This is a genomic window from Variovorax terrae (assembly GCF_022809125.1).
In the GTDB taxonomy this organism is placed as follows: Bacteria; Pseudomonadota; Gammaproteobacteria; order Burkholderiales; family Burkholderiaceae_C; genus Variovorax_A; species Variovorax_A terrae.
The window spans coordinates 1240676-1265393 of the sequence record NZ_JALGBI010000001.1; the positions used below are offsets into that span (position 1 = coordinate 1240676).

21 protein-coding genes are annotated in these 24718 nt (G+C 69.1%); 1 reads left to right on the plus strand and 20 read right to left on the minus strand.

The window, feature by feature from the left end; translation table 11 throughout:
* Nucleotides 1-21: 21 nt before the first annotated feature.
* The 19 genes from MMF98_RS05840 to MMF98_RS05930 form a co-directional block, all read right to left on the minus strand.
* Complete coding sequence (locus tag MMF98_RS05840; RefSeq protein WP_423837571.1) at nt 22-1713, minus strand: phosphoethanolamine transferase; 1692 nt, start codon at nt 1711-1713, stop codon at nt 22-24.
* 36 nt (nt 1714-1749) lie between these two features.
* Complete coding sequence (gene fghA / locus MMF98_RS05845) at nt 1750-2619, minus strand: S-formylglutathione hydrolase (protein WP_243305240.1); 870 nt, start codon at nt 2617-2619, stop codon at nt 1750-1752.
* A gap of 125 nt (nt 2620-2744) precedes the next feature.
* The gene (locus tag MMF98_RS05850; RefSeq protein ID WP_243305242.1) at nt 2745-3851 is read right to left on the minus strand and encodes an S-(hydroxymethyl)glutathione dehydrogenase/class III alcohol dehydrogenase; all 1107 of its coding nucleotides are present in this window, start codon (nt 3849-3851) and stop codon (nt 2745-2747) included.
* A 160-nt stretch (nt 3852-4011) separates the two neighbouring features.
* Nucleotides 4012-5154, minus strand: a complete 1143-nt coding sequence (gene dnaJ, locus MMF98_RS05855; protein ID WP_243305243.1) for a molecular chaperone DnaJ — start codon at nt 5152-5154, stop codon at nt 4012-4014.
* Between the two features lie 107 nt (nt 5155-5261).
* A complete protein-coding gene (gene dnaK / locus MMF98_RS05860) occupies nt 5262-7196 on the minus strand; it encodes a molecular chaperone DnaK (RefSeq protein WP_243305244.1) in 1935 nt (644 codons plus the stop codon).
* A gap of 70 nt (nt 7197-7266) precedes the next feature.
* Nucleotides 7267-7827, minus strand: a complete 561-nt coding sequence (gene grpE, locus MMF98_RS05865; RefSeq protein ID WP_243305246.1) for a nucleotide exchange factor GrpE — start codon at nt 7825-7827, stop codon at nt 7267-7269.
* A gap of 160 nt (nt 7828-7987) precedes the next feature.
* Nucleotides 7988-8338 (minus strand): FKBP-type peptidyl-prolyl cis-trans isomerase, encoded by a 351-nt coding sequence (locus MMF98_RS05870; RefSeq protein WP_243305247.1) that lies wholly within the window; start codon nt 8336-8338, stop codon nt 7988-7990.
* A 79-nt stretch (nt 8339-8417) separates the two neighbouring features.
* Nucleotides 8418-9593, minus strand: a complete 1176-nt coding sequence (locus MMF98_RS05875) for a fumarylacetoacetate hydrolase family protein (protein WP_243305250.1) — start codon at nt 9591-9593, stop codon at nt 8418-8420.
* 108 nt (nt 9594-9701) lie between these two features.
* Nucleotides 9702-10010, minus strand: a complete 309-nt coding sequence (locus tag MMF98_RS05880; RefSeq protein ID WP_243305253.1) for a winged helix-turn-helix transcriptional regulator — start codon at nt 10008-10010, stop codon at nt 9702-9704.
* 168 nt (nt 10011-10178) lie between these two features.
* The gene (locus MMF98_RS05885; protein ID WP_243305255.1) at nt 10179-10649 is read right to left on the minus strand and encodes a MarR family winged helix-turn-helix transcriptional regulator; all 471 of its coding nucleotides are present in this window, start codon (nt 10647-10649) and stop codon (nt 10179-10181) included.
* Between the two features lie 59 nt (nt 10650-10708).
* The gene (locus MMF98_RS05890) at nt 10709-12466 is read right to left on the minus strand and encodes a tannase/feruloyl esterase family alpha/beta hydrolase (protein WP_243305257.1); all 1758 of its coding nucleotides are present in this window, start codon (nt 12464-12466) and stop codon (nt 10709-10711) included.
* Between the two features lie 53 nt (nt 12467-12519).
* Entirely contained in the window at nt 12520-14232 is a 1713-nt protein-coding gene (locus MMF98_RS05895; RefSeq protein ID WP_243305259.1) for an acyl-CoA dehydrogenase family protein, read from the minus strand.
* Between the two features lie 51 nt (nt 14233-14283).
* The gene (locus MMF98_RS05900; RefSeq protein WP_243305261.1) at nt 14284-15018 is read right to left on the minus strand and encodes an ABC transporter ATP-binding protein; all 735 of its coding nucleotides are present in this window, start codon (nt 15016-15018) and stop codon (nt 14284-14286) included.
* A gap of 1 nt (nt 15019) precedes the next feature.
* Nucleotides 15020-16807, minus strand: coding sequence for a branched-chain amino acid ABC transporter ATP-binding protein/permease (locus MMF98_RS05905; protein WP_243305263.1), 1788 nt, complete (start codon nt 16805-16807; stop codon nt 15020-15022).
* Between the two features lies 1 nt (nt 16808).
* Entirely contained in the window at nt 16809-17849 is a 1041-nt protein-coding gene (locus MMF98_RS05910; RefSeq protein WP_243305264.1) for a branched-chain amino acid ABC transporter permease, read from the minus strand.
* A 98-nt stretch (nt 17850-17947) separates the two neighbouring features.
* Nucleotides 17948-19081, minus strand: a complete 1134-nt coding sequence (locus MMF98_RS05915) for an ABC transporter substrate-binding protein (protein WP_243305265.1) — start codon at nt 19079-19081, stop codon at nt 17948-17950.
* A 60-nt stretch (nt 19082-19141) separates the two neighbouring features.
* Nucleotides 19142-19906 (minus strand): SDR family NAD(P)-dependent oxidoreductase, encoded by a 765-nt coding sequence (locus MMF98_RS05920; RefSeq protein WP_243305267.1) that lies wholly within the window; start codon nt 19904-19906, stop codon nt 19142-19144.
* On the minus strand, nt 19903-21789 hold the full coding sequence (locus MMF98_RS05925) for a feruloyl-CoA synthase (RefSeq protein WP_243305269.1): 1887 nt from the start codon (nt 21787-21789) through the stop codon (nt 19903-19905). The genes MMF98_RS05920 and MMF98_RS05925 overlap by 4 nt, the downstream gene beginning before the upstream one ends.
* A gap of 33 nt (nt 21790-21822) precedes the next feature.
* Nucleotides 21823-22596, minus strand: a complete 774-nt coding sequence (locus MMF98_RS05930; protein ID WP_243305271.1) for a crotonase/enoyl-CoA hydratase family protein — start codon at nt 22594-22596, stop codon at nt 21823-21825.
* Nucleotides 22597-22712: 116 nt separating this feature from the next.
* Here MMF98_RS05930 and MMF98_RS05935 point away from each other — a divergent pair, with 116 nt between their 5' ends.
* A complete protein-coding gene (locus MMF98_RS05935; protein WP_243305273.1) occupies nt 22713-23582 on the plus strand; it encodes an amidohydrolase family protein in 870 nt (289 codons plus the stop codon).
* A gap of 79 nt (nt 23583-23661) precedes the next feature.
* On the opposite strand, the gene MMF98_RS05940 is transcribed toward MMF98_RS05935, so the two are convergent.
* Nucleotides 23662-24654 carry a Bug family tripartite tricarboxylate transporter substrate binding protein gene (locus MMF98_RS05940; RefSeq protein WP_243305275.1) on the minus strand — a complete coding sequence of 331 codons (993 nt, stop codon included), beginning with the start codon at nt 24652-24654 and terminating at the stop codon, nt 23662-23664.
* Nucleotides 24655-24718: the final 64 nt, after the last annotated feature.

Below are 24718 nucleotides of genomic sequence, written 5' to 3' on the forward strand. Positions count from 1 at the left end.
GGGCAAGGGGCTCCTGGCCTCTCAGGGCGTGGTGCAGGGGCGGAACATGTCGAGCGACGGCTGGTAGGCCGCCGTCTGCACATGGAGCAGCCCGAGCACCGAGTGGAAATAGTTGTCGTGCGACAGCGGCGCGTCGAGCCGCTGCTTGAGGCAGGCGGTGGACACCTTGCCGGCCTGCGCGAAGGCGGGCGACAGCCAGGTGATCCAGGGCACGTGCTTTTGCACGTCCGGCGCGATCGAGTACGGCAGGCCGTGCAGGTAGAGGTTGTTCTCGCCCAGCGACTCGCCGTGGTCCGAGACGTAGAGCATGGCGGGCAGCGAGCGCGGCTCCTGGGCCTTGAGCCAGCCGATCACGGACGACAGGAACTGGTCTGTGTACAGGATGGTGTTGTCGAAGGCGTTGACCACCTGCTCGCGCGCGCAGTCCTGCAGCGCGTTGCTGGTGCATTCGGGCTGGAACTTCTTGAACGCGGCGGGCACCCGCTTGTAGTAGGCCGGGCCGTGGCTGCCCATCTGGTGCATCACGATCACCACGCCCTTGGCGCGGCGCTCGGCCGGCAGCGCGGCGATGCGCTGGTCGAGCTGGTTCAGCATGATCTCGTCGAAGCACTCGCCGCCCTCGCACAGGCCCGGCACCTTGAGGTTCGAGGTGTCGGCCTGCGCCACGCGGTCGCACACGCCCTTGCAGCCCGACTGGTTGTCGATCCACAGCACGGCGAGGCCGGCGCGCTGCAGCACGTCGAGCAGGTTCTCGTAGTTGGCCTTGCGGCTCTCGAACGCCTGGCGCCCCAGGTGCGAGAACATGCAGGGCAGCGAGGCCGCCGTGCTGGTGCCGCAGGACCAGGCGTTGCGAAAGCTCTGAACATCCTCGCCGGCCAGCTTCGGGTTGGTGGGGCGGCCATAGCCGTTGAGCGCGAAGTTGCCGCTGCGCGCCGTCTCGCCCAGCACCAGCACCAGCAGCGGCGGCCGGGCCGGCTTGCCGGGCAGCGGGGCGAGCCGGGCGTCCTCGCCCAGCGGCAGCAAGGTGTTGCTGTCGAGCTGGAAGGGCTTGCTGGCGAGGTCGACCAGCGCATAGAGCGAGTTGAGCGGGTTGATGAGGTAGCGCACCTGGGTGTGGTTGCGCATCACCGACGAAAAGTCCTGGAAGATCAGCAGCAGGGTGCCCGCCAGCAGGGCGCAGGACGCGATGAACAGGAGCGCGTTCTGGAACAGCCGCCGCAGCCACGGCACGCGCTTGACGGGGGTGCGCCAGAGCCACAGCAGGGGCAGCAGCGCCAGCACCAGCACGGTGAGCAGCAGCCGCAGGTTGAGCAGGTCCAGCGTCTCGCGCGGGTTGGTCTGCAGCACGTTGGTCACCATGGGGGTGTCGATCACCACGCCGTAGGCCATCATGAAATAGGCGCCGAAGGCCGCGGCGAGCACGAACAGCGCGATCGCCGGCTTGAGCGTCCAGCGCCAGGCCAGCAGCGTCAGCAGCGCGCCGACGGCGGCCGCGATCGCCACGGCGAAGCCGGCGCCGAACGCCAGCCCGCGCAGGTTGTCCAGCTCGGGCAGCCGCAGCAGCTCACGCCACAGCGGCACGTTGCAGGCGGTGGCGATCCACAGGCTGGCCAGCAGGATCAGCCAGGCCGGGTGCATGGCCTCGCGCTGCTCGGGAATGGAAAACAGCGAGGACGACGAAAACTCGGTGGAGCGGAACAACTTCAACGACATGGCGCCACATTGTCCGCTGTTTTTGTGACCTTTTTCTCAGGCCGGCGCGTGCCCCTGCAGCTGGCGCGCATGGTGGGCGATGTGGTCCGCCATGAAGGTCGAGATGAAGTAGTAGCCGTGGTCGTAGCCCGCATGGCGGCGCAGCGAAAGCGGCTGGCCCACCGCCGCGCAGGCCTGCTCGAAGGCCTCGGGCATCAGCTCGCTGTCCAGGAATTTGTCGGCCAGTCCCTGGTCGATCAGGATGCCTTGCGGGTAGGGCGCGTCTGCCCGGGCGCGCATCAGCAGGCTGGCGTCGTGGCCATGCCACGCTGCCGGATCGGGGCCGAGGTAGCCGCTGAAGGCCTTGCGGCCCCAGGGGCAGCGCGTGGGTGCGCAGATCGGCGCGAAGGCCGACAGCGAGCGGAACCGGCCCGGGTGCCGCAGCGCCAGCGTGAGCGCGCCGTGCCCGCCCATCGAGTGGCCGAACACGCCCAGGCGCGTGCTGTCCACGGGCAGCCGTTCGGCCAGCAGCGGCAGCAGCTCGTGCATCAGCCAGCTCTCCATGCGCCAGTGCGCGGCCCAGGGCTCCTGCGTGGCGTCGAGGTAGAAGCCCGCGCCCACGCCGAAGTCCCAGCTCTCGGCTTCGCCGGGCACGCCGGCGCCGCGCGGGCTGGTGTCGGGCGCGATCAGCGCCAGGCCGAACTCGGCCGCCAGCCGCTGCGCGCCCGCCTTGGCCATGAAGGTCTCCTCGGTGCAGGTCAGCCCCGCGAGGTAGAGCAGGGCCGGCACCGGGCCTTGCCCGGCCTGCGGCGGCAGGAACACCGAGAAGCGCATCGGCAGGCCGATCTCGCGCGAGGTGTGCTCGTGAAAGCGCTGCACGCCGCCGAAGCAGCGGTGTTCCGAAAGGGTCTTCAGGGCATCAGTCATACAGTCACTCGCAACGAATCAGAGAAGCGGTGCCCCGCCAGAGGCACCGCGGAACCGGCTCTGCCGGGCCGCTGGTGTCGCCCCCGGCCGGGGGGAGGCGCAGCGAAGCGAAGCCTGGGGGCGAGTCAATAAACCACCACGCCGCGGATGGATTCGCCGCGCTTCATCAAATCGAAGCCTTTGTTGATGTCTTCGAGCGGCATGGTGTGGGTGATCAGGTCGTCGATGTTGATCTTGCCTTCCATGTACCAGTCCACGATCTTGGGCACGTCGGTGCGGCCGCGCGCGCCGCCGAAGGCCGAGCCTTCCCACTTGCGGCCGGTGACGAGCTGGAACGGCCGCGTGCTGATCTCGGCGCCCGCTTCGGCCACGCCGATGATGATGCTGCGGCCCCAGCCCTTGTGCGTGCACTCCAGCGCCTGGCGCATCACCTGGGTGTTGCCGATGCACTCGAAGCTGTAGTCCGCGCCGCCGTCGGTGAGTTGCTGGATGGCCTCCACCACGTTGTCCACTTCCTTCGGGTTGATGAAGTGCGTCATGCCGAACTGGCGCGCCATGGCCTGGCGCGCCGGGTTGATGTCGACGCCGATGATCTTGTCGGCGCCCACCATCTTCGCGCCCTGGATCACGTTGAGGCCGATGCCGCCGAGGCCGAACACCACCACGTTGGCGCCCGCTTCCACCTTGGCCGTGAACAGCACCGCGCCGATGCCGGTGGTGACGCCGCAGCCGATGTAGCAGACCTTGTCGAACGGCGCGTCCTCACGGATCTTGGCCAGCGAGATTTCCGGAGCGACCGTGTAGTTGCTGAAGGTGCTGGTGCCCATGTAGTGGAAGATGGGCTTGCCATCCAGACTGAAGCGCGAGGTGGCGTCGGGCATCAGGCCCTTGCCCTGCGTGCCGCGGATCAGCTGGCACAGGTTGGTCTTGCGCGAGAGGCAGAACTTGCACTGGCGGCATTCGGGCGTGTAGAGCGGAATGACGTGGTCGCCCTTCTTGAGCGTGGTCACGCCCGGGCCCACGTCCACCACGATGCCCGCGCCCTCATGGCCGAGGATGGCGGGAAAGATGCCTTCGGGGTCGGCGCCCGAGAGCGTGTAGTAGTCGGTGTGGCAGATGCCGGTGGCCTTGATCTCGACCAGCACCTCGCCGAATTTCGGGCCCTCCAGGTCGACGGTTTCGATGGTGAGCGGGGCTGCGGAGGTCCAGGCGACGGCGGCTTTGGTTTTCATGGCGTGCGGTTCAAGGTGGCGGAAGACACGCACTATAAGCGCGGCCCGACACCCCTGCGCCGCACTGCGGCTTGCGGTGGCGGCGTCCGGATTCCTGTTTGAAAACAAAATGCCCCACGCGCCGGGATCGGCGGGTGGGGCAGGCCGCGGACGCGTGTTCTCAGGCGAAGAACTTCTTCAGCTTGTCGGTCCAGTTGCCTTCGCTGGGCGAATGGCGGGCGCCGCCTTTCTTGAGCGATTCGTCGAGTTCCTTGAGCAGCTTGCGCTGGTGCTCGGTGAGCTTGACCGGCGTTTCCACCGTGATGTGGCAATAGAGGTCGCCGGGGTAGCTGGAGCGCACGCCCTTGATGCCCTTGCCGCGCAGGCGGAACTGCTTGCCGGGCTGCGTGCCTTCGGGGATGTCGATGGCGGCCTTGCCGGCCAGCGTGGGCACCTCGATCTCGCCGCCCAGCGAGGCGGTGGTGATGCTGATGGGCACCGCGCAGTGCAGGTCGTCGCCGTCGCGCTCGAAGATGTCGTGCTTCTTCAGGCGGATCTCGATGTACAGGTCGCCGGGCGGGCCGCCGTTGGTGCCGGGCTCGCCGTTGCCCGCGCTTCGGATGCGCATGCCGTCGTCGATGCCGGCGGGAATCTTCACTTCCAGCGTCTTGTTGTTCTTGAGCTTGCCCTGGCCGTGGCAGGTGGCGCAGGGCTCGGGAATGATCTTGCCCGTGCCGTGGCACTGCGGGCAGGTCTGCTGCACGCTGAAGAAGCCCTGGCGCATCTGCACGGCGCCGGCGCCGTGGCAGGTGGTGCAGGTGATCGGCTTGGTGCCGGGCTTGGCGCCGCTGCCGTGGCAGGTGCCGCATTCGTCCCAGCTCGGGATGCGGATCTGCGCGTCCTTGCCGTGGGCCGCTTCCTCGAGCGTGACTTCCATGGCGTAGCTCAGGTCGCTGCCGCGGTAGACCTGGCGGCCGCCGCGCTGCTGGCCGCCGCGCTGGCCGCCGAAGATGTCGCCGAAGATGTCGCCAAAGGCCTCGGCGAAGCCGCCGAAGCCCTCGGCCCCGGGGCCGCCCGGGCCGCGCATGTTCGGGTCCACGCCGGCATGGCCGTACTGGTCGTAGGCCGCGCGCTTCTGCTCGTCGCTGAGCATCTCGTAGGCTTCCTTGGCCTCCTTGAACTTGGCCTCGGCGTCCTTGGCGGTGTCGCCCTGGTTGCGGTCAGGGTGGTGCTTCATCGCGAGCTTGCGATACGCCTTCTTGATCTCTTCCTCGCTGGCGTTCTTGGGGACGCCCAAGGTTTCGTAATAGTCTCGTTTGGCCATCGTGTATCTCAACTCATTGACGCAAAACGCCGCGTTGACGATCCGGCGGATCGGTCGAACGCGGCGAAAGAGCGGTCATGCATGGTCGGCATGCATGACGCTGGTTCTCAACCCTTCTTGACTTCCTTCACTTCGGCGTCGACCACGTTGTCGTCGACCGGCTGGGACTCGGCTTGCGCGCCGCCGCCCGCCGCGGCTCCGGCAGCGGCCTGGGCGGCCTGCGCATCGGCGTACATCTTCTCGCCGAGCTTCTGGCTGGCGGTCATGAGGGCGGTGTTCTTGTCCTCGATGGCGGCCTTGTCGTCGCCCTTGAGGGCTTCTTCCAGGTCCTTGATCGCGGCTTCGATCTTGTCCTTCTCGCCGGCGTCGAGCTTGTCGCCGTACTCGGTCAGGCTCTTCTTCACGCTGTGCACCATGGCGTCGGCCTGGTTGCGGGCCTGCACCAGCTCGAGCTTCTTCTTGTCTTCTTCGGCGTTGAGCTCGGCGTCCTTCACCATCTTCTGGATCTCTTCCTCGGAGAGGCCGGAGTTCGCCTTGATGGTGATCTTGTTTTCCTTGCCGGTGCCCTTGTCCTTGGCGCCCACGTGCAGGATGCCGTTGGCGTCGATGTCGAACGAGACCTCGATCTGCGGCGTGCCGCGCGGCGCCGGCGGAATGCCCTCGAGGTTGAACTCGCCCAACAGCTTGTTGCCGCCCGCCATCTCGCGCTCGCCCTGGAACACCTTGATGGTCACGGCCGGCTGGTTGTCGTCGGCGGTGGAGAAGGTCTGCGCGAACTTGGTCGGGATGGTCGTGTTCTTCTGGATCATCTTGGTCATGACCCCGCCCATGGTCTCGATGCCCAGCGACAGCGGGGTCACGTCGAGCAGCAGCACGTCCTTGCGGTCGCCCGACAGCACCTGGCCCTGAATGGCGGCGCCCACGGCCACGGCCTCGTCGGGGTTGACGTCCTTGCGCGGGTCCTTGCCGAAGAATTCCTTGACCTTGTCCTGCACCTTGGGCATGCGGGTCATGCCGCCGACCAGGATCACGTCATGGATGTCGGAAACGCTCACGCCGGCGTCCTTGATGGCGGTGCGGCAGGGCGCGATGGTGCGCTCGATCAGCTCTTCCACCAGGGCTTCGAGCTTGGCGCGCGTGAGCTTGATGTTCAGGTGCTTGGGGCCCGAGGCGTCGGCCGTGATGTAGGGCAGGTTGATGTCGGTCTGCGCGCTGTTGGACAGTTCGATCTTGGCCTTCTCGGCGGCTTCCTTCAGGCGCTGCAGCGCCAGCACGTCCTTGCCCAGGTCCACGCCCTGTTCTTTCTTGAACTCGCCGATGATGTAGTCGATGATGCGCTGGTCGAAGTCTTCGCCGCCCAGGAAGGTGTCGCCGTTGGTGGACAGCACTTCAAATTGCTTCTCGCCATCGACGTCGGCGATCTCGATGATCGAGACGTCGAAGGTGCCGCCGCCCAGGTCATAGACGGCGATCTTGCGGTCGCCCTTCTCGTTCTTGTCAAGGCCGAAGGCCAGCGCCGCGGCGGTGGGCTCGTTGATGATGCGCTTGACATCCAGGCCCGCGATGCGGCCGGCGTCCTTGGTGGCCTGGCGCTGGGCGTCGTTGAAGTAGGCGGGCACCGTGATCACGGCCTCGGTGACGGGTTCGCCCAGGTAGTCCTCGGCGGTCTTCTTCATCTTGCGCAGGATGTCGGCCGAGACCTGCTGGGCCGAGATCTTCTTGCCGCGCACCTCGACCCAGGCGTCGCCGTTGTCGGCGGCCACGATCTGGTAGGGCATCAGGTCGATGTCCTTCTGCACTTCCTTCTCGGTGAACTTGCGCCCGATCAGGCGCTTGATCGCGTACAGGGTGTTTTTGGGGTTGGTGACGGCCTGGCGCTTGGCCGAGGCACCGACCAGCACTTCACCGTCTTCCTGGTAAGCCACGATCGACGGCGTAGTGCGAGCACCTTCCGAGTTCTCGATCACCCGGGTGGTGTTGCCTTCCATGATGGACACGCACGAGTTCGTGGTGCCCAGGTCGATGCCGATGATTCTTGCCATGTTGTTTCTCCGGAATATCTGAAAATGGGGTATCAATAACTTGTGGATAACTTGAGGAAGTTCAAGCGGTTTATTTCGGGCCGGCCACGGTCACCAGGGCGGGGCGCAGCACGCGCTCGGCGATGGTGTAGCCCTTTTGCAGCACCGTGACGACGGTGTTGGCTTCCTGGTCGGCGGGCACCACGCTGATGGCCTGGTGCTGGTGCGGATCGAACCTGGCGCCCGCGGCGGGGGCGATCTCGATGACCTTGTTGCGCTCCAGCGCGCTCTTGAGCTGGCGCAGCGTGGCTTCGGCGCCTTCGCGGATCTGCTCGATCGTGCCGCCCTGGATCGCCAGGCCGGCTTCCAGGCTGTCGAGCACGGGCAGCAGGCTGTCGGCGAAGCCCTCGACGGCAAACTTGCGGGCCTTGGTGACTTCTTCCTCGGCGCGGCGGCGCGCGTTCTGCACGTCGGCCTGGGCGCGCAGGAACTGGTCGGCCATCTCGGCGTTCCGGGCCTGCAGCGCGGCCAGCTCGGCCTGCAGCTCGTTCAGCGCATCGGCCTCGTTGGCGGCCTGGGCGGCCTCGAGTTCCTCGGGGCTGGGGGCGCCGCCAAGAGGTTGATTCTGCTCGGGTTGTGTGGTGTCGGACATGCTTGCAAAACGGGAAAGAAAATGACAACCCTGCCTAGGTCGGGGCAGGTTTCCCCTTTTCAAGGCAGGGGAATTGTGAAGCGGCCCCCCGGTTCGGGGGCGGCCGCCGGCTCCGGCGGGCCCGTGCCCCCGGCGGCGGCCTGGGGCCCCGGGCCGCCTGTCAGTGCGCGTCGAGCAGCTCGACGTCGAACTTGAGCGTGGCGTGAGGCGGAATCACGCCGCCGGCGCCGCGCGCGCCATAGCCAAGCGCGGCCGGAATGATCAGGGTGCGCTTGCCGCCGATCTTCATGCCGGCGACGCCTTCGTCCCAGCCGCGGATCACCATGCCGGCGCCCAGCGAGAAGGCGAAGGGGTCGTTGCGGTCATGGCTGGAATCGAACTTGGCGCCCTGGGCGCCGTCGTTGTAGAGCCAGCCGGTGTAGTGCACGTGCACGTGCTGGCCGGCCCGGGCTTCGGCGCCGCTGCCGACGGTGGTGTCTTCGTATTGCAGGCCGGAGGGGGTGGTGATCATGGCGAATTCCTTGGTTGCTATCAAAAAAATAGCTGAAAACGTCCGCAGGGCGCGGACATTGGTCTTGAAAACCTTGAAATTATGCCAGCAGGCCGCGCCGGGCCAGGTCGCGCATCAGCGCCACGGCCCCGTAGCGCCAGGGCGCCACCCGGTCCGAGGTGTTGACGCGGTTGACCAGGGTGCCGAGCTGCGGCGTGCCGATGCTCACCACGTCGCCCACCACATGGGTGAAACCCTGGCCCGGGCCATGGCGGTCCTGCGTGGGCGCGAACATGGTGCCCAGGAACAGCATGAAGCCGTCGGGGTACTGGTGGCAGGGGCCGCTGGCCTGGGCCACGAGATCCAGCGGGTCGCGGCTGATGCGGGCGAGCGAGCTGCTGCCGTGCATCACGAAGCCGTCGGGGCCGTCCACCCGCATCGACAGCTCGCAGCGGCGCACCTCGTCGATGCCGAACTGCGCATCGAACAGCCGGATGAAGGGCCCGATGGCGCAGCTTGCGTTGTTGTCCTTGGCCTTGCCCAGCAGCAGGGCGCTGCGGCCCTCGAAGTCGCGCAGGTTGACGTCGTTGCCCAGGGTGGCGCCGCGGACCTCGCCGCGCGAGTTGACGGCCAGCACCACCTCGGGCTCGGGGTTGTTCCAGGCGCTCTTGGGGTGCAGCCCCACCTCCGCGCCGGTGCCCACGGCGCTCATCGGCTGCGCCTTGGTGAAGATTTCCGCGTCGGGGCCGATGCCCACCTCGAGGTACTGCGACCACAGGCCCTGGGCCACCAGCACCTCCTTGAGCGCCAGGGCCTCGGGCGAGCCGGGCACCACGCTGGCCAGGTTGTCGCCGATCACCGACACCACCGCCGCGCGCACCGCCTCGGCCCGGCCGGCATCGCCGCGCGCCTGCTCCTCGATCACGCGTTCGAGCATCGAGGCCACGAAGGTCACGCCCGCGGCCTTGATCGCCTGCAGGTCGCAGGGCGCCAGCAGCCAGGGGCGGGCCTCGTCCCGGGTGCCGGCGGCGCTGTTCGCGAGCACGGCGGCGGTGTCGGCCAGGCGTGGGGCTGCGTGCGTGCGCACGGCGCCGGCCGCATCGGGCAGGTCGAGCAGCTGGCTGGCGGTGGCGGCGAGGCGGGAGAGGTCGTACAGGCCGTCTTCCTGCACACGCACCAGGGCCGGGCCGGCGCCCGGCAGCCAGAGCCGGCCGATCAGCAGGGCCTGCGCAGGGTCGCGCGGCAGGCAGGCGCTGGTTTCGAGATGATTTTGCATGGAGGTCCGCGTGCAGTGGGCGTCGGTTGCTATCAAATCAAGAGTGGAGCGCGGAAATGGAAAAGGACAGGGATTGCCTGTCCTTCACGGGGCGTGCGCGCGGCCCGCTTACTTTTTCTTGGCCTGGCCCGCGGCCCACTTGCCGGCGAAGGCCTGCAGGTCGGACAGGCGCTTGAGCAGGTCGGTGCCCGAGAGGGTGAGGCTGTAGCCTTCGCTGGCGTGGTTGACGAGGCCGGCCTCGCGCAGTTCCTTGAGGCGGGTGTTCAGGGTGTTCGGGGTGATGCCGCCCACGCTGTCCTGCAGCAGGCGAAAGGTCTGGGGATGGCCGTCCCGGAGCGCCCACAGGACGCGGATGGCATAGCGGGACTCCAGCAGATCCAGCAACTGGCTGACGGCGGCATTTTCCTTGGAACTCATTCTGCGATCTCCTCGAGTCGGTGATTGAACTGGCAGCGCAGGCTGCGTGCCCATGGCTGGCAAGGGCGGCCTGAATATATCGCAGATTCCGGCGTGCTACAAGTTTCATAGCTGCAAACGCATGAAAGACGTGCGCCCTCGGACCACGGGGCCTCCGGCGCCGGGGGCTCAGGCGTAGATTTTCTGCAGCAGCCGGATCAGGGTCTTCTGCTCGGCCGGGCTCAGGTTGGCGGTGGACAGTTGCTCGAGCTCCAGCACCGTGCGCTCGGCGTCGCGCATCAGCTTCTGGCCGGCCGGCCGCAGGTGCAGGCCCATGGCGCGGCCGTCGCGCGGATGCGGCCGCCGCTCGATCAGGCTGCGCTTGTCGAGCGTGCTGATCAGGCCCACCAGGTTGGGCGGCAGGATGCTGAGCGCGGTGCAGAGCTGGCGCGAGGTGATGCCCGGGTTGTGCTTGATCAGCGAGAGCACCGAGAAATCGGCCATGCCCAGCTCGTACACCGCCATGCGCTGCATGAAGTTGGGTGTGATCATGAGCATGGCGCGGCGCGTGTTGTAGCCCACCAGGCTTTCGAGGAAGCCGGCGTCGATGGTTTCGGCCGCGCTGGCGCGCGGGGTCTTGGCGGGGGCGGTGGAGCTCATCCGGGGCGGGGCAGCGGGTTGCGGGAAATGGCGCCTACCTTACACCAGCGCGCGGCGGCTCAGGGGGCCGTGCAGCGAAAGCTCGCCGCCTGCTCAGCGTCGCCGCCCTGGTAGCGCGCCACCTGCGGGTGCGGGCACAAAAGGCGCGTGCGCGTGGGGCTCCAATCGGCGGGCACCTCGGGGTTGGGCACGGCTGAACCGGCGCCGCGCGCGTGGGCCACCAGGGCCTCGGGCGCCTGGCCCTGCTCGACCCACTTCACGAGCGCGTCCACCATGTCCACCTGGTCGGTGGCCGGGCCGCCGCGGCTGTGGTTCATGCCGGGCACGAGGTACAGCCGCGCCTGCCGCTCGGCCGCGCTGCCGTGGGCGGCGCGCAGGCCGTCGTACCAGCGCAGGGTATCGAGCACCGAGAACACCGGGTCGGCCGCGCCGTGGAAGGCGATCAGTTTGCCGCCGTGCGCCACGAAGTCGCGCAGCGTGGGGTCGGGCGGGGTCATGAAGCCGAGCGCCGACTCGCGGTAGCGGCCGTCGGTGGCCGAGATCTTGGCCAGCGCCTGGTCCAGCGGGAAGCCCAGCGCGTAGTCGATCAGCGAGTTGCCCTGGCCCGTGACCACGGCGGGCGAGGCCGGCGGCGTGGTCATCACGAAGGCCAGCGCGATCGCGTCGCGCGGGCCCACGCTGGACTCGAACTTCCAGGTGGCCCAGTCGCGGCCGGCCACGCCCGGGTCCCAGGCCAGGCCGGAGTACAGCCGCGTGCCGGCGGTGTCCACCGGGCCGGCGAACACGCGCGCCAGCGTGGCCTTCTGCGCGCCGCTCAGGCACTGGCCGTTGGGGGTGGCGCCGGCATTGCAGGCCGGCACGTCGCGCTCGACGCTGAAAGCCGCCTGGCAGCCGGCCAGATCGGCCACGATGCCGTCGGCCAGGCCGTCCAGCGCATCGCAGCGCGCGAGGATGCGCTGCGCCAGCAGGGCCAGGTCGGCCGGGCTCAGCGCGCTGCGCAGATCGGGCCGCTGGGTGGCAGGGTTCTGGCGTGCGATGGCGGCGAACTGCTGGGCGCCCCAGACCTGGGCCACCGCGGCGCGCGGCAGGTTGTAGCCGGGCGTGCTGACCAGGATGCCGTCATAGGCCTGCGGCAGGCGCGAGGCCGCCACCAGGCCGTGGCGCCCGCCGTTGGAGGTGCCCACCAGGTAGGAGCGGTCGGGCCGCTTGCCGTAGTAGGCCTGGATCAGCGCCTTGGCCATGGGCGTGAGCTGGGCCACGGCGTTGTAGCCGTAGTCGAGCCGCGCCTGCGGGTCCAGCCCGAAGGTGGCGCCGCCGATCGGCGTGCTGCGGTCGAAGGCGTGGCCGGCGTCGGAGCTGATCACCGCAAAGCCCTTGAGCAGGCCGTTGCTGCTCGGGCCGCCGCCCAGGATGTCGCCGTAGGCCGGGGTCTGGAAGCCGTCGAGCCCGCCATTGGCCTGGTAGAAGAAGCGGCCGTTCCAGGCCGTGGGCAGGCGCATCTCGAAGCCGATGGCGTAGGGCTTGCCATCCACCGGGCCGATGCGCTCGTTCATCAGGCCCTTGACCACGCAGTGCTCGGGCATCGGCTCGGCGATGCCCGGCAGCCTGAGCTGGCCCGCCGCCACGCGCTCGGCCGAGACCAGCCGGGTCTGCGGGTGGCTGAAGCGCGCCGCCAGGGCGTCGCAGGCCAGCACCGCCTGGGCGGGGGTGGCCGGCAGCCGGGCGGGGCCGCCGGTGCCGGCGCAGCCGGCCAGCGCCAACAGGGCGGAGGCCAGCAGTGCAAAGCGCAGGCAGGAAGGAGCGGTGTGGGGACGCATGGCGTTGTCTCCTGGGGCGTTTTCTTGAGGGGCCGAGCCGGTGTGTGGGGCGCTCAGCCGGGCAGCGGCCCGCACAGCGCCTGTAGCAGCTTCAGGCGCAGGTCGAACTCGGGCAGCACGCGGGCGCGCAGGGCGGCGGCGGGTGCGCTCCAGCGCGGCGCCTGGGCGCCGGGGGCGCGCTCGATCTGCGTCCAGGCCCAGGCCAGCAGGGCCAGCGCCACGGCGCGCAGGTAGTCGTCGGCGGCCTCGCTGGCCAGCAGGGGGCGCGTCCTGGCGGCCTCGGCCAGCGTGGCGGTGAGGTAGCGCAGCTCGGCGAAGCGGCGCAGCACGTCGGCGTCGGCCGCGCGGCCGGCGTCGAGCCCGGCGCGCAGGCTCAGCAGCAGCTCGCCCAGCGCCTTGCCGCCATCGGGCAGCACCTTGCGCACCAGCAGGTCGATCGCCTGGATCTCGTTGGTGCCCTCGTAGATCATGGTCACGCGCGCGTCGCGCACGATCTGCTCGATGCCCCACTCGCGCACATAGCCGTGGCCGCCGAACACCTGCAGGCAGTCGCTCGCGCCGTGGAAGGCCTGGTGCGTGAAAGCGGCCTTGAGCACCGGTGTGACCAGGCTGCACCAGGACTGCGCCTGGGCGCGGCGCGCGGCGTCGGGGTGGTGGCGAGCGAGGTCGAGCTCGACGCCGGTGCGGTAGGCCAGCAGCCGGCCGCCGTCGATCCAGGCGCGCTGCACGTCGAGGATGCGGCGGATCGCGGGGTGCTCGATGATCGGGTCCGGGCCGCCGGCTGCGGGGGCGCCGGCGGGCCTCGGCGCGCGCATCTGGCGGCGTTCGCGCGCGTAGGCGTCGGCCTTCTGCCAGGCCGCGTCGAGCAGGCCGATGCCCTGCAGCGCCACGTGCAGGCGCGCCGCGTTCATCATCACGAACATGGCGTTGAGGCCGCGATGCGGCTCGCCGATCAGCCAGCCCGTGGCCTCGTCGAAGCGCATCACGCAGGTCGGGCTGCCGTGCAGGCCCATCTTCTCTTCGATGCGCTCGCAGTGCACCGCGTTGCGCGCGCCGTCGGGCAGCAGCTTGGGGCAGAGGAACAGCGACAGGCCCTTGGGGCCAGCCGGTGCCTCGGGCAGGCGGCCCAGCACCAGGTGCACGATGTTGTCGGTCAGGTCGTGCTCGCCGCCTGAGATGAAGATCTTGGTGCCGCTCACGCGGTAGCTGCCGTCGGCCTGCGCCGCGCCGCGCGTGCGCGCCAGGCCCAGGTCGCTGCCGGCCTGCGGCTCGGTCAGGCACATGGTGGCCAGCCACTCGCCGCTGGCGATGCGGGCCAGGTAGCGCGCCTTGAGTTCGCCGCTGCCGTGGTGCCTGAGGCATTCGTAGGCGCCGTGCAGCAGGCCGGGCGCCATGGTCCAGCCATGGTTGGCGGCGCTCAGCATCTCGTAGAGCACGCCTTCCAGCACCCAGGGCAGGCCCTGGCCGCCGTCTTCGGGCGCGCAGGCCAGCGCGGGCCAGCCGGCCTGCCAGAACGCCTGGTAGGCCTCGCGCGAACCGGGCGGCGTGGTGACGCGGCCCTGCTCGAAGCGGCAGCCTGCCTCATCGCCCACCCGCTGCAGCGGCGCGACGGCGCTGGCGACGAATTTGCCCGACTCCTCCATCACCTGCAGCAGCAGTTCTTCGTCGGCCTCGGCGAACGGCGCCAGCGCTTGCAACTGGGCGGGCGCCTGCAGCGCATCGCGCAGGATGAACCGGATGTCGGCGAGCGGGGGCTGGTAGGTCATCGTCGGGGTCGGGGTGGGCCGGCGGGCGAGTGCCGGCCGGGGGAGGACGGGTCAGGCGGCGGCCCGGGCCGCGCCCAGGTAGGTGTCGATCACGCGCGGGTCGGTGGCCAGTTCGGTGGCCGGCCCCTGCAGGCCCACCTCGCCCATTTCCAGCACGTAGGCGTGGTCGGCCACCTCCAGTGCGGCGCGCGCGTTCTGCTCCACCAGCAGGATGGTCACGCCGGTCTGGCGTAGCGCGTCGATGGTGCGGAAGATCTCCTTGACCACCAGCGGCGCTAGGCCCAGGCTGGGTTCGTCGAGCATCAGCAGCTGCGGGCGCGACATCAGCGCGCGGCCCACGGCCAGCATCTGGCGCTCGCCGCCCGAGAGCGTGCCGGCGAGCTGCGCGCGGCGCTCCTTGAGGCGCGGGAACAGCGTGTAGACCTGTTCCAGCCCGTCGCGCCACTGGCGGTTGCCCAGGCGCACCTGGCGGAAGGCGCCGAGCACCAGGTTGTCTTCCACCGGCAGGGTGCCGAACAGCTCGCGCTTCTCGGGCACCAGGGCGATGCCCAGCATGACGCGCTCTTCGAGCGACAGGGTGGCGATGGACTGGTCCTGGTACTCGACCGCGCCCTGGCCGGGCAGCACGCCCATCAGGGTGTTGAGCAGGGTGGACTTGCCGGCGCCGTTGGGGCCGATCACGGTGATGACGCTGCCCTTGTCGGCGTGCAGGTCGATGCCGTGCAGGACCTCGGCCCGGCCGTAGCCGGCGCGCAGGCCCTGGACGCGAAGGAGAGGGGTATTCATGTCAATGCTCCGTGCCCAGGTAGGCGGCCCGCACCTGCGGGCTTTGCTGCACCTCGGCGGGCGTGCCCTCCATCAGGTGCGTGCCGAATTCCATGACGACGAGGCGGTCGCACACGTCCATCACCAGGCCCATGTCGTGCTCCACCAGCAGGATGCTCATGCCTTCGCTGCGCAGCTGGCGCAGCACGCCGGCGAGCGCTTCCTTTTCCTTGTGGCGCAGGCCGGCGGCCGGCTCGTCCAGCAGCAGCAGCGCCGGGTTGCCGCACAGCGCGCGCGCGATCTCCAGCAGCCGCTGCGGGCCCATGGCCAGGTTGCCGGCGAGCTCGTGCAGCGCATCGCCCAGGCCCACGCGCTCGAGCTGGCGCTGCGCCTCCTTGAACAGCTGCTGTTCCTCTGCGCGGTCCAGCCGCAGCATGGCCGACAGCGCCCCCCGGTGGCCGCGCAGGTGGGCGCCCAGTGCCACGTTCTCGAGCACGGTCATGTCGGGGATCATCTTCACGTGCTGGAAGGTGTGCGAGATGCCGCGCCGGGCGATCTGGCGCGAAGGCAGGCCGCTGATGGTTTCGCCGCGAAAGCGCACGCCGCCGCCGCTGAGCGAGAGCAGGCCCGTGATCAGGTTGAAGGTGGTGGACTTGCCGGCGCCGTTGGGGCCGATCAGCCCGACGATCTGGCCGGCCCGGATCTGGAAGCTGATGTCGTTGACCGCCACCAGCCCGCCGAACTGCTTGCGGATGGCCTCGACCTCGAGCACCAGTTCACCGTGCGCGGGCTGGGGCGTGCCGGGCAGCGCGGCGGCCTGCTGCCAGTCCACGGCGCGCTGGCGCCGCGGTAGCCGGCGATCGATGAAGTCCCACAGGCCGTCGGGCAGGTACTTGAGCACCAGCACGATCACAATGCCGAACACGATGATCTCGTAGCTGCCGCTGGTGCCGATGAGCTTGGGCAGCAGCACCTGGAGCTGGTCTTCGAGCACCTTGGTCAACGCCGAGCCCGTGAGCGCGCCCCAGACATGGGCGGCGCCGCCGATGACGGCCATGAACAGGTACTCGATGCCCATCTTGAGGCCGAACGGCGAGGGGTTGACGGTGCGCTGGAAGTGCGCGAACAGCCAGCCCGACACCGAGGCCAGCAGCGCCGCCAGCACGAAGATGCCGACCTTGTGGCGCAGCGTGTCGATGCCCATGGCCTCGGCCATCTGCGAGCCGTTCTTGAGCGCGCGGATGGCGCGGCCGGTGCGCGAGTCGAGCAGGCGCACCAGCGCGAAGGCGGCCAGCAGCACGATCAGCCAGGTCAGCACGAAGAACACGCGGCGCTGGCCGATGTCCCAGCCGAACAGCGAGAGCCCCTTGACGCCGAGGATGCCGTCGTACTTGCCCAGGGCTTCGAGGTTGCCCATCAGGTAGTACAGCGACAGCGCCCAGGCGATGGTGGCCAGCGGCAGGTAGTGGCCCGACATGCGCAGCGTGATCGAGCCGATCACCAGCGCGCTGAGCGAGGTGATGCCGAGCCCGATGAACAGCGTGAGCCAGGGCGAGAGGCCGGTGTTCACCGTGAGGTAGGCCGTGGTGTAGGCGCCGATGCCGACGAACGCCGCCTGGCCGAACGAGGTCAGGCCGCCCACGCCGGTGAGCAGCACCAGGCCGAGCACCGGCAGGCTGTACAGGCCGATGTAGTTGAGCTGGATGATCCAGAAATCGGGCAGCGGCAGCAGCGGGATCAGCACCAGGGCTGCCAGCAGCAGGCCGAGGCCGGCGGCACGCAGGGAGAACTTGCTTGACGAGGAGGCCATGTCAGTGTTCCTCATCGGAATGGCCGCTGCGCAGCGAACGCCACAGCAGCACCGGCAGGATGATCGTGAACACGATCACCTCCTTGAAGGCGCTGGCCCAGAACGAGCCGAAGGCCTCGATCACGCCGACGAACAGCGCGCCGATGGCCGCGCCCGGGTAGCTGGAGAGGCCCGCGATCACCGCGGCCACGAAGCCCTTGAGGCCGATCAGGAAGCCCGAGTCGTAGAACACGGTGGTGGTGGGGCCGATCAGCAGGCCCGACAGCCCGCCGATCAGGCCGGCCATGGCAAACGTGAGCTGGCCCGCGGTCTGGGTGGAGATGCCCATCAGGCGCGCGCCCAGGCGGTTCACGGCGGTGGCGCGCAGCGCCTTGCCGTAGAGGCTGCGCTCGAAGAAAAGCCACAGCAGCACGATCAGCGCCAGCGAGGCCGCGCCGATGATGACGGTCTGGCCGGTGATGTTGAGCGGGCCCATGGCAAAGCGGACGTCCCAGAACGAGGGGTTGCGAAAGCCCTCGGCGCCGAAGAACAGCAGGCCGAGACCGGTCATGGCGAAATGCACGCCGACCGACACGATCAGCAGCACCAGGGTGCTGGCGCCGGCCAGCGACTGGTAGGCCACGCGGTAGACCAGCGGCCCGAAGGCGGTGACGATGCAGATCGTCAGCAGGGCCTGCAGCAGCAGGGGCAGCTGGTGCGGCGCGGCCCAGAACGAGAGACCGCAGACCACCAGCGGGATCAGCAGGGTGCGGCCGGCGGCCTGGAGCGCCGGTGCGGCCCGGTGGTGGCGCCGCCAGGCGGTGGCCAGGTCCATGAGCGCGGCCACGGCCGCCAGGATCAGCAGCAGCCAGACGGTGCCCGGCACCTGGCCGGTCTGGAAGATGGCCAGGGTGAGCGCGCCGTAGGCCACGAACTCGCCCTGAGGGATGAAGATGACGCGGGTGACGGCGAACACCAGCACGATGGCCAGCCCGAGCAGCGCGTAGATGGCGCCGTTGGTGAGGCCATCGAGCATCAGGATGCTGGCGATTGAAATGTCCATGGGCGAAAGGGTGGGCAGGGCTCAGGTGGAAAACCAGCGGGCCGGCCCCGGATCGCCGAAGCGAAAGGCCGGCCCGCCGGGGGCGGGAGCGCGGAGGCTTATTCGACCTTCCAGTCGCCGTTGACGACCTTCAGCATCACGCCGGTCTCGTTGGTGAAGCCCCAGTGGTCCTGCGCCGTCCAGTCGAGCACGCCGTGCGCCACGACAGTGCGGCCCATGCCCTCGAACGCATCGCGCAGTGCGGCGCGGAACTCCTTGGTGCCGGGCTTGGCCTTCTTCAGCGCCACCGGGACGGCTTTTTCCAGCACGATCATCGCGTCATAGCTGTGGCCCGCGAACTGGTTGCGCGAACCCGGGCCGTAGGCCTTCTCGTACTTCTGCACGAAGTCGATCGCCAGCTTCTTGGACGGGTGGCTGTCGGGCAGCTGCTCCGCGATCACGGCCGGGCCGGACACCACCAAGGTGCCTTCCACGTCCTTGCCTCCGATGCGCATCAGGTCGCGCGTGGCAGCGGCATGCGTCTGATAGATCTTGCCCTTGTAGCCGCGTTCGACGATGGCCTTCTCCGGCATGGCGGCGCCGCTGCCCGAGGCCACGACCAGGATCGCGTCGGGGTTGCCCGCGGTCAGCTTCAGGGCCTGCGCCGTGACGCTGGTGTCGGCGCGCGCGAAGCGCTCCACGCCGGTGACCTTGATGCCGTTCTTCTCGGCCTCGGCCGTGAAGTCCTTGAGCCAGAGTTCGCCGTAGGCGTCGGTGTAGCCGAGGAAGCCGACGGTCTTGATGCCCTGCTTCTTCATGTGGCCGACCATGGCATAGGCCATGACGCCGTTGGACTGCGGCAGGCGGAAGGTCCACTTGTCCTTGCCGGGCGGCAGGCCGGCGGGCGAGGCGGCCAGCTGGACCGTGCCGGATTCCGCTGCGATGTCGGCCATCGGGATCGCCACCGGCGTGGCGGCGGAGCCGATGATCACGTCCACCTTGTCCTCGGTGATCAGGCGCTGCGTGTTCTTCACGCCGGTGGTGGGGTCGGTCGCGTCGTCGAGCACGACGACCTTGAGCTTCTCGCCGGCGATGCTTTGGGGCCACAGCGCGATGGCGTTCTTCATGGGGATGCCCAGGCCCGAGGCGGGGCCGGTGAGCGGCAGCACCACGCCGATGGTGAGGTCGGCCATGGCGGCGCCTGCGGCGAGGGTGGCAATCGCGGCGGTGATCAAGGTCTTGGCAATTTTCATGGTGATGTCTCCTGGTGGATTGAGGGCGGAAAAAAGGGGGCGCGTGCCGTGTGGCGCGCTTCAGCGCGGCGCCATGCGCAGCGCGCCGTCGAGCCGGATCACCTCGCCGTTGAGGTGCGTGTTGGCCACGATGTGCGCGGCGAGCTGGGCGAACTCCTCGGGCTTGCCCAGCCGCGGCGGGAACGGGATGGACGCGGCCAGCGAGGCCTGCACCGGCTCGGGCAGCTGCTTCATGAGCGGCGTGGCGAACAGGCCCGGTGCGATGGTGCAGGCGCGGATGCCGTGCTGCGCGAGGTCGCGCGCCATCGGCAGCGTCATGCCCACGAGGCCGCCCTTGGAGGCGCTGTAGGCCTGCTGGCCGACCTGGCCGTCGAAGGCCGCCACCGAGGCCGTGAACAGGATCACGCCGCGTTCGCCGTCTTCCAGCGGAGCCAGTTTCGCGCACTCGGCGGCGAACAGCCGTGTCATGTTGTAGGTGCCGATCAGGTTGACGTTGACGACCCGGGCGAAGTCTTCCAGCGGCGCGGCGCTGCCGTCCTTGCCGACCACGCGCTTGGCGGTGCCGATGCCGGCGACGTTCATGAGGATGCGGGCCGGGCCGTGCGCGGCGGCAGCCTGGGCCAGAGCCGCCGTCACGCTGTCGGCGCTGGTGATGTCGCATTGGCAGGCCACGCCGCCGATGTCGACCGCGACCTTCTCGGCGAGCGCCAGGTTCACGTCGAGCACGGCGACTTTCGCGCCCAGGCGGGCGAGCTCGCGCGCGGTGGCCTCGCCGAGGCCGGAGGCGCCGCCGGTGACGAGGGCGGCTTGTCCCTGGATGTTCATGGCTTGTTTCCTTGCGGGGTGTCTTGCGGGATGAGGGTGAAAGGCAGCGTGCCGCCGTGCAGCGCGTTGACCAGGGCCTCGCGGTGCTTGAGCACGGCGCGCTGGTTGATCGAGCCCTTGTCGGTGACCTCGCCCTTGTCGATGGAAGGGGGCTCGGCCATCAGGTGAGCGCGCGCGATGCGGTTGGCGCTGCCGGTGGCGGCCGCGGCGAGCTGGTTGACGACCTTCTGGAAATGCGCCTGCACCGGTGCGCTTTCCAGCACCTGCGGCAGCGTGGCATCGGCGCCCAGGCCGCTGAGCGCGCGGCAGGCCGCCGTCGGGAACAGCAGCGCGCCGACTTCCTTGAGGTTGATGCCGGTCAGCACGGCGTCCTGGATGTAGGGGGCGCCGGCCGCAATGATCTTCGCGCGCATCGGCCCCACGCTGACGAAGGTGCCGGTGGCGAGCTTGAAGTCCTCGGCGATGCGGCCGTCGAACTTCAGGCCCTGGTGGATGTCCTGCTCGTCGATCCACCGGACCGCGTCGCCGGTGGCGAAGAAGCCTTCCTCGTCGAAGGCTTCCTTCGTGGCTTCGGGCGAGCGCCAGTAGCCCGGCGTGATGTTGGGGCCGCGGTAGCGCACCTCGGTCTTGCCGTCCACCGGCACCAGCTTGAGCTCGATGCCGGGCGACGGCACGCCGATGTCGCCGGCCTTCACGTTGGGGCTGGTCACGAAGATCGCGAACGGGGCCGATTCGGTCATGCCCAGGCCCGTGCCCATTACGATGCGCTCGCCGACCTCGGCTTCCTGGGTCTGGTGCAGGCTGTCCCAGATCGGCTGCGCCAGCGCGGCGCCCGAGTAGAAGAACATCTTCACGCGCGACAGCAGCGTCTGGCGCAGCTGCGCATCGCTCTTCATTGCGTGGGCGATGGCCTCGAAGCCGGTCGGCACGTTGAAATACACCGTGGGCGCGATCTCGCGCAGGTTGCGCAGCGTCTCGCCCATCAGCGCGGGCGTGGGCTTGCCGTCGTCGATGTAGAGCGTGCCGCCGTTGTAGATCGTGAGGCCGACGTTGTGGTTGCCGCCGAAGGTGTGGTTCCACGGCAGCCAGTCCACCAGCACCGGCGGCTCCTCGGTCAGCACCGGCATGGACTGGCGCATCTGCTGCTGGTTGGCGCACCACATGCCATGCGTGTTGATCACGGCCTTGGGCAACTTGGTCGAGCCCGAGGTGAACAGGAACTTGGTGATGGTGTCGGGGCCGGTGGCCTGCATCGCCGCGTCCACGGCCGAGGTGGCGGGCGTGGCCAGCAGGCTGGCGAAGGCGGTGGCGGAGCGGCCTTCGAGGGTGCCCGAATGGACGGCCACCTCGACGTCGGCGCCGACCGTGGCGGCGATCGCCCGGCCGTAGCGCGCCGCATCGCTCGCGAACACCAGGCCGGGGGTCAGCGTGTTCAGCACATGGCGCAGCTTGTCGTAGTCCTGGCTGACCGTGGAGTAGGCCGGCGACACCGGGCAGTAGGGCACGCCGGCATAGAGGCAGCCCAGCGCCAGCAGCGCGTGCTCGAGGCTGTTCTCACTGAGGATGGCCACCGGCCGTTCGGCGTTCAAGCCGCGGTCCAGCAGGGCCTGGCCGATGCTGCGCGCGCTGGCCAGCGCCTCGCCGTAGGAGATGTGGCGCCAGTCGCCGGTGCTGCCGTCGGCCTGGCGTTCGCGGCGGGCAATGAAGGTGCGCCCGGGGACGGCCTGGGCCCAGTACAGCAGCCGGTCGGTCATGCGCAGGGCGTAATCCGACAGGGCCTGGTCGGCCTGCAGGTAGCGCGCGCCGTTGGCGCCTTCGCGCAGCAGGACGCGGGTGACGCCGAAGGTCAGCGGGCGGTATCGGGGTTGGGTCGTCTCGCTCATGGTTCTTCTGGGTGAATCTCGGTGGGCGGCGGATCAGCCTTTGGCAACCTTGCCGGCGCGGCCTTCGAGGAAGGCGCGCACGCGCTCCTTGGCCTCCGGGGCGCTCTGCGCGATGGCCGCCATCATCGCTTCGGTGAGGAAGCCCTGGTCGGCCGGCTGCTCGGCGATGCGCGGCAGCGCGTGCATCAGCGCGTAGTTGGTCAGCGGCGCGTTCTGCGCCACGCGCTCGGCCAGTTCCAGCGCCTTGTCGAAAGCCTGGCCGGGCGGCACGAGGTACTGCGCGAAACCGGCGCGCTCGCCGTCCTGCGCGTTGTAGACGCGGCCGGTGAGCATCATGTCGGTCATGCGGGCCACGCCGATCAGCTTGGGGATGCGGACCGAGCCGCCGCCGCCCACGAAGATGCCGCGCGAGCCCTCGGGCAGCGCATAGAAGGTGGTTTCGTCGGCCACGCGGATGTGGCAGGTGCTGGCCAGCTCGAGCCCGCCGCCGACCACGGCGCCGTGCAGCGCGGCGATCACCGGCACCGGGCCGTACTGCACGCGCTCCAGCGCGCTGTGCCACATGCGCGAATGGTGCAGGCCCTGGCCGGCATCGCGCTCCTGGAGTTCGCCCAGGTCGAGGCCGGCGCAGAAATGCTCGCCCTCGCCGGCGAGCACGGCGGCGCGGGTGGTGTCGGGCAGGTTCTCGAACAGCTTGCGCAGGGCCAGGATCAGGCCGTCGTTCAGCGCATTGCGCTTGGCGGGGCGGCTCAGGCGGATCACGGCAATGGCGCCGCGCATGTCAAGTTGGATGTCTTTGCTGGTCATGGTTGCTTTTCAGGGTCGAATGAATTATCGTTATGAAATATAACCAACTCAATGCCGCCGTAGCCGCATTTCATCAGTGTTTACCCTAAGCTTTGGGCCGCTCCCAGGAGACTGACATGGACCACAAGAACCTCGTTGCCATCGACATACACACCCACGCCGAGGTGAGCTGCTGGAACCCGTTCGACAACTACGGTGAGGAATACGACCGCGCAGCCGACAAGTACTTCCGCAACAGCCGGCGCCCCACGATCCAGGAGACGATCGACTACTACCGCGAGAAGAAGATCGGCCTGATCATGTTCACGGTGGACAGCGAGTCCCAGCTCGGCCGCCGCCGCATCCCCAACGAGGAGATCGCCGAGGCCGCGCAGAAGAACAGCGACATGATGATGGCCTTCGCCAGCATCGACCCGCACAAGGGCAAGATGGGCGCGCGCGAGGCCGAGCGCCTGATCAAGGAGCACGGCGTCAAGGGCTTCAAGTTCCACCCCACGGTGCAGGGCTACCACCCCTACGACAGGATGGCCTGGCCGATCTACGAGGTGATCAACGCGCACAAGCTGCCGGCCATCTTCCACACCGGCCACAGCGGCATCGGCTCGGGCATGCGCTGCGGCGGCGGCCTGCGCCTGGAGTACAGCAACCCGATGCACCTGGACGACGTGGCGATCGACTTCCCCGACATGCAGATCGTCATGGCGCACCCGAGCTTCCCGTGGCAGGACGAGGCGCTGAGCGTGGCCACGCACAAGCCCAATGTGTGGATCGACCTGTCGGGCTGGAGCCCCAAGTACTTTCCGAAGCAGCTCGTGCAGTACGCCAACACGCTGCTGAAGGACCGCATCCTGTTCGGCAGCGACTACCCGCTGATCACGCCCGACCGCTGGATGAAGGATTTCGAGGAGGCCGGCTTCAAGCCCGAGGTGATGCCCGGCATCCTCAAGGGCAATGCGGTGCGGCTGCTGGGGCTGGAGGCGGCCTGATCCCGGTTGCTATCGAAAATATAGCAACAAACGACCAGGCGACGAGGACATCAGGCGCTTTTCGCCTGAAAAACGGCACTCACTCGGCCTTGATGCCCGCGGCCTTGATCACCTGGGCCCATTTCTCGACCTCGGCCTTCTGGAAGGCTGCGATCTGCGTGGTGCTGAGGTCGGCCGGCTCCATGCCGAAGCCCTTCATCCTGGCCTGCATCTCGGGCTGCGCCAGGATCTTGCGAATTTCGCCGTGCAGGCGGTCGATGACGGGCGCGGGCGTGCCGGCCGGCACGAAGATGGCCTGCCACGACACCACCTCGAAGTCCTGCAGCCCGGCCACGCCCGACTCGGCCACCGTGGGCACGTCGGGCAGCGAACTCAGCCGCTGCGCCGAGGTGACCGCGATGGCGCGCAGCTTGCCGCTCTGGATGTGCGGCGCCGCCACCACCGTGGTGTCGAACATCATGTCGACCTGGCCGCCGATCACGTCCTGGATCGCCGGGCCGCTGCCCTTGTAGGGCACGTGCGTGAACTTCACCCCCGACTTGTAGGCCAGCAGCTCCAGCGCCAGGTGCTGCGAGGTGCCGGTGCCGGCCGAGGCCGACGACAGGCCGCCGTTGCGCGTCTTGCTCGCGGCCAGCACGTCTTTCAGGCTCTTGTACGGGCTGTTGGCGTTGACTACCAGCACCACCGGATTGGTGCCGATCAAGGTGACGGGCGCGAACGACTTGATCGGGTCGTAGCCGATCTTCGGGTACAGGCTCACGTTGATGGCGTGCGAGCTGATGGTGCCGCCCAGCAGCGTGTAGCCGTCCGGCGCGGCGCGCGCGGCGATCTCCGAGCCCACGCTGCCGCCGGCGCCGCCCTTGTTGTCGATCACCACGCTGGTGCCCAGCGTGGTGCCGAGCTGCTGGCTGATGAGCCGGCCCAGCGTGTCGGTGGTGCCGCCGGCCGGGAACGGCACGAGGTAGGTGATGGCCTTGGCCGTCGGCCAGCCGCCCTGGGCCCGGGCGGGCAGGGCGGCAAGCGGGGTGGCCAGGGCGGCCATGGCGGTGTGGATCAGGGCGCGGCGTTGCATGGGGTTGTCTCCTTGGGTGTTGAATGAGGCATGAGCCCGGCCGCGCCAGCGGGGCGCGCGCGGC

Excerpts from the sequence above, each read along its gene's own strand:
- MMF98_RS05840 (WP_423837571.1), bottom strand. The coding sequence starts at position 1,713 with ATGTCGTTGAAGTTGTTCCGCTCCACCGAGTTTTCGTCGTCCTCGCTG.
- MMF98_RS05870 (WP_243305247.1), bottom strand. The coding sequence starts at position 8,338 with ATGATCACCACCCCCTCCGGCCTGCAATACGAAGACACCACCGTCGGC.
- MMF98_RS05850 (WP_243305242.1), bottom strand. The coding sequence starts at position 3,851 with ATGAAAACCAAAGCCGCCGTCGCCTGGACCTCCGCAGCCCCGCTCACC.
- dnaK (WP_243305244.1), bottom strand. The coding sequence starts at position 7,196 with ATGGCAAGAATCATCGGCATCGACCTGGGCACCACGAACTCGTGCGTG.
- MMF98_RS05910 (WP_243305264.1), bottom strand. The coding sequence starts at position 17,849 with ATGGACATTTCAATCGCCAGCATCCTGATGCTCGATGGCCTCACCAAC.
- fghA (WP_243305240.1), bottom strand. The coding sequence starts at position 2,619 with ATGACTGATGCCCTGAAGACCCTTTCGGAACACCGCTGCTTCGGCGGC.
- grpE (WP_243305246.1), bottom strand. The coding sequence starts at position 7,827 with ATGTCCGACACCACACAACCCGAGCAGAATCAACCTCTTGGCGGCGCC.
- MMF98_RS05880 (WP_243305253.1), bottom strand. The coding sequence starts at position 10,010 with ATGAGTTCCAAGGAAAATGCCGCCGTCAGCCAGTTGCTGGATCTGCTG.
- MMF98_RS05875 (WP_243305250.1), bottom strand. The coding sequence starts at position 9,593 with ATGCAAAATCATCTCGAAACCAGCGCCTGCCTGCCGCGCGACCCTGCG.
- MMF98_RS05905 (WP_243305263.1), bottom strand. The coding sequence starts at position 16,807 with ATGGCCTCCTCGTCAAGCAAGTTCTCCCTGCGTGCCGCCGGCCTCGGC.
- MMF98_RS05915 (WP_243305265.1), bottom strand. The coding sequence starts at position 19,081 with ATGAAAATTGCCAAGACCTTGATCACCGCCGCGATTGCCACCCTCGCC.
- MMF98_RS05890 (WP_243305257.1), bottom strand. The coding sequence starts at position 12,466 with ATGCGTCCCCACACCGCTCCTTCCTGCCTGCGCTTTGCACTGCTGGCC.
- dnaJ (WP_243305243.1), bottom strand. The coding sequence starts at position 5,154 with ATGGCCAAACGAGACTATTACGAAACCTTGGGCGTCCCCAAGAACGCC.
- MMF98_RS05940 (WP_243305275.1), bottom strand. The coding sequence starts at position 24,654 with ATGCAACGCCGCGCCCTGATCCACACCGCCATGGCCGCCCTGGCCACC.
- MMF98_RS05885 (WP_243305255.1), bottom strand. The coding sequence starts at position 10,649 with ATGAGCTCCACCGCCCCCGCCAAGACCCCGCGCGCCAGCGCGGCCGAA.
- MMF98_RS05930 (WP_243305271.1), bottom strand. The coding sequence starts at position 22,596 with ATGACCAGCAAAGACATCCAACTTGACATGCGCGGCGCCATTGCCGTG.
- MMF98_RS05895 (WP_243305259.1), bottom strand. The coding sequence starts at position 14,232 with ATGACCTACCAGCCCCCGCTCGCCGACATCCGGTTCATCCTGCGCGAT.
- MMF98_RS05925 (WP_243305269.1), bottom strand. The coding sequence starts at position 21,789 with ATGAGCGAGACGACCCAACCCCGATACCGCCCGCTGACCTTCGGCGTC.
- MMF98_RS05935 (WP_243305273.1), top strand. The coding sequence starts at position 22,713 with ATGGACCACAAGAACCTCGTTGCCATCGACATACACACCCACGCCGAG.
- MMF98_RS05920 (WP_243305267.1), bottom strand. The coding sequence starts at position 19,906 with ATGAACATCCAGGGACAAGCCGCCCTCGTCACCGGCGGCGCCTCCGGC.
- MMF98_RS05900 (WP_243305261.1), bottom strand. The coding sequence starts at position 15,018 with ATGAATACCCCTCTCCTTCGCGTCCAGGGCCTGCGCGCCGGCTACGGC.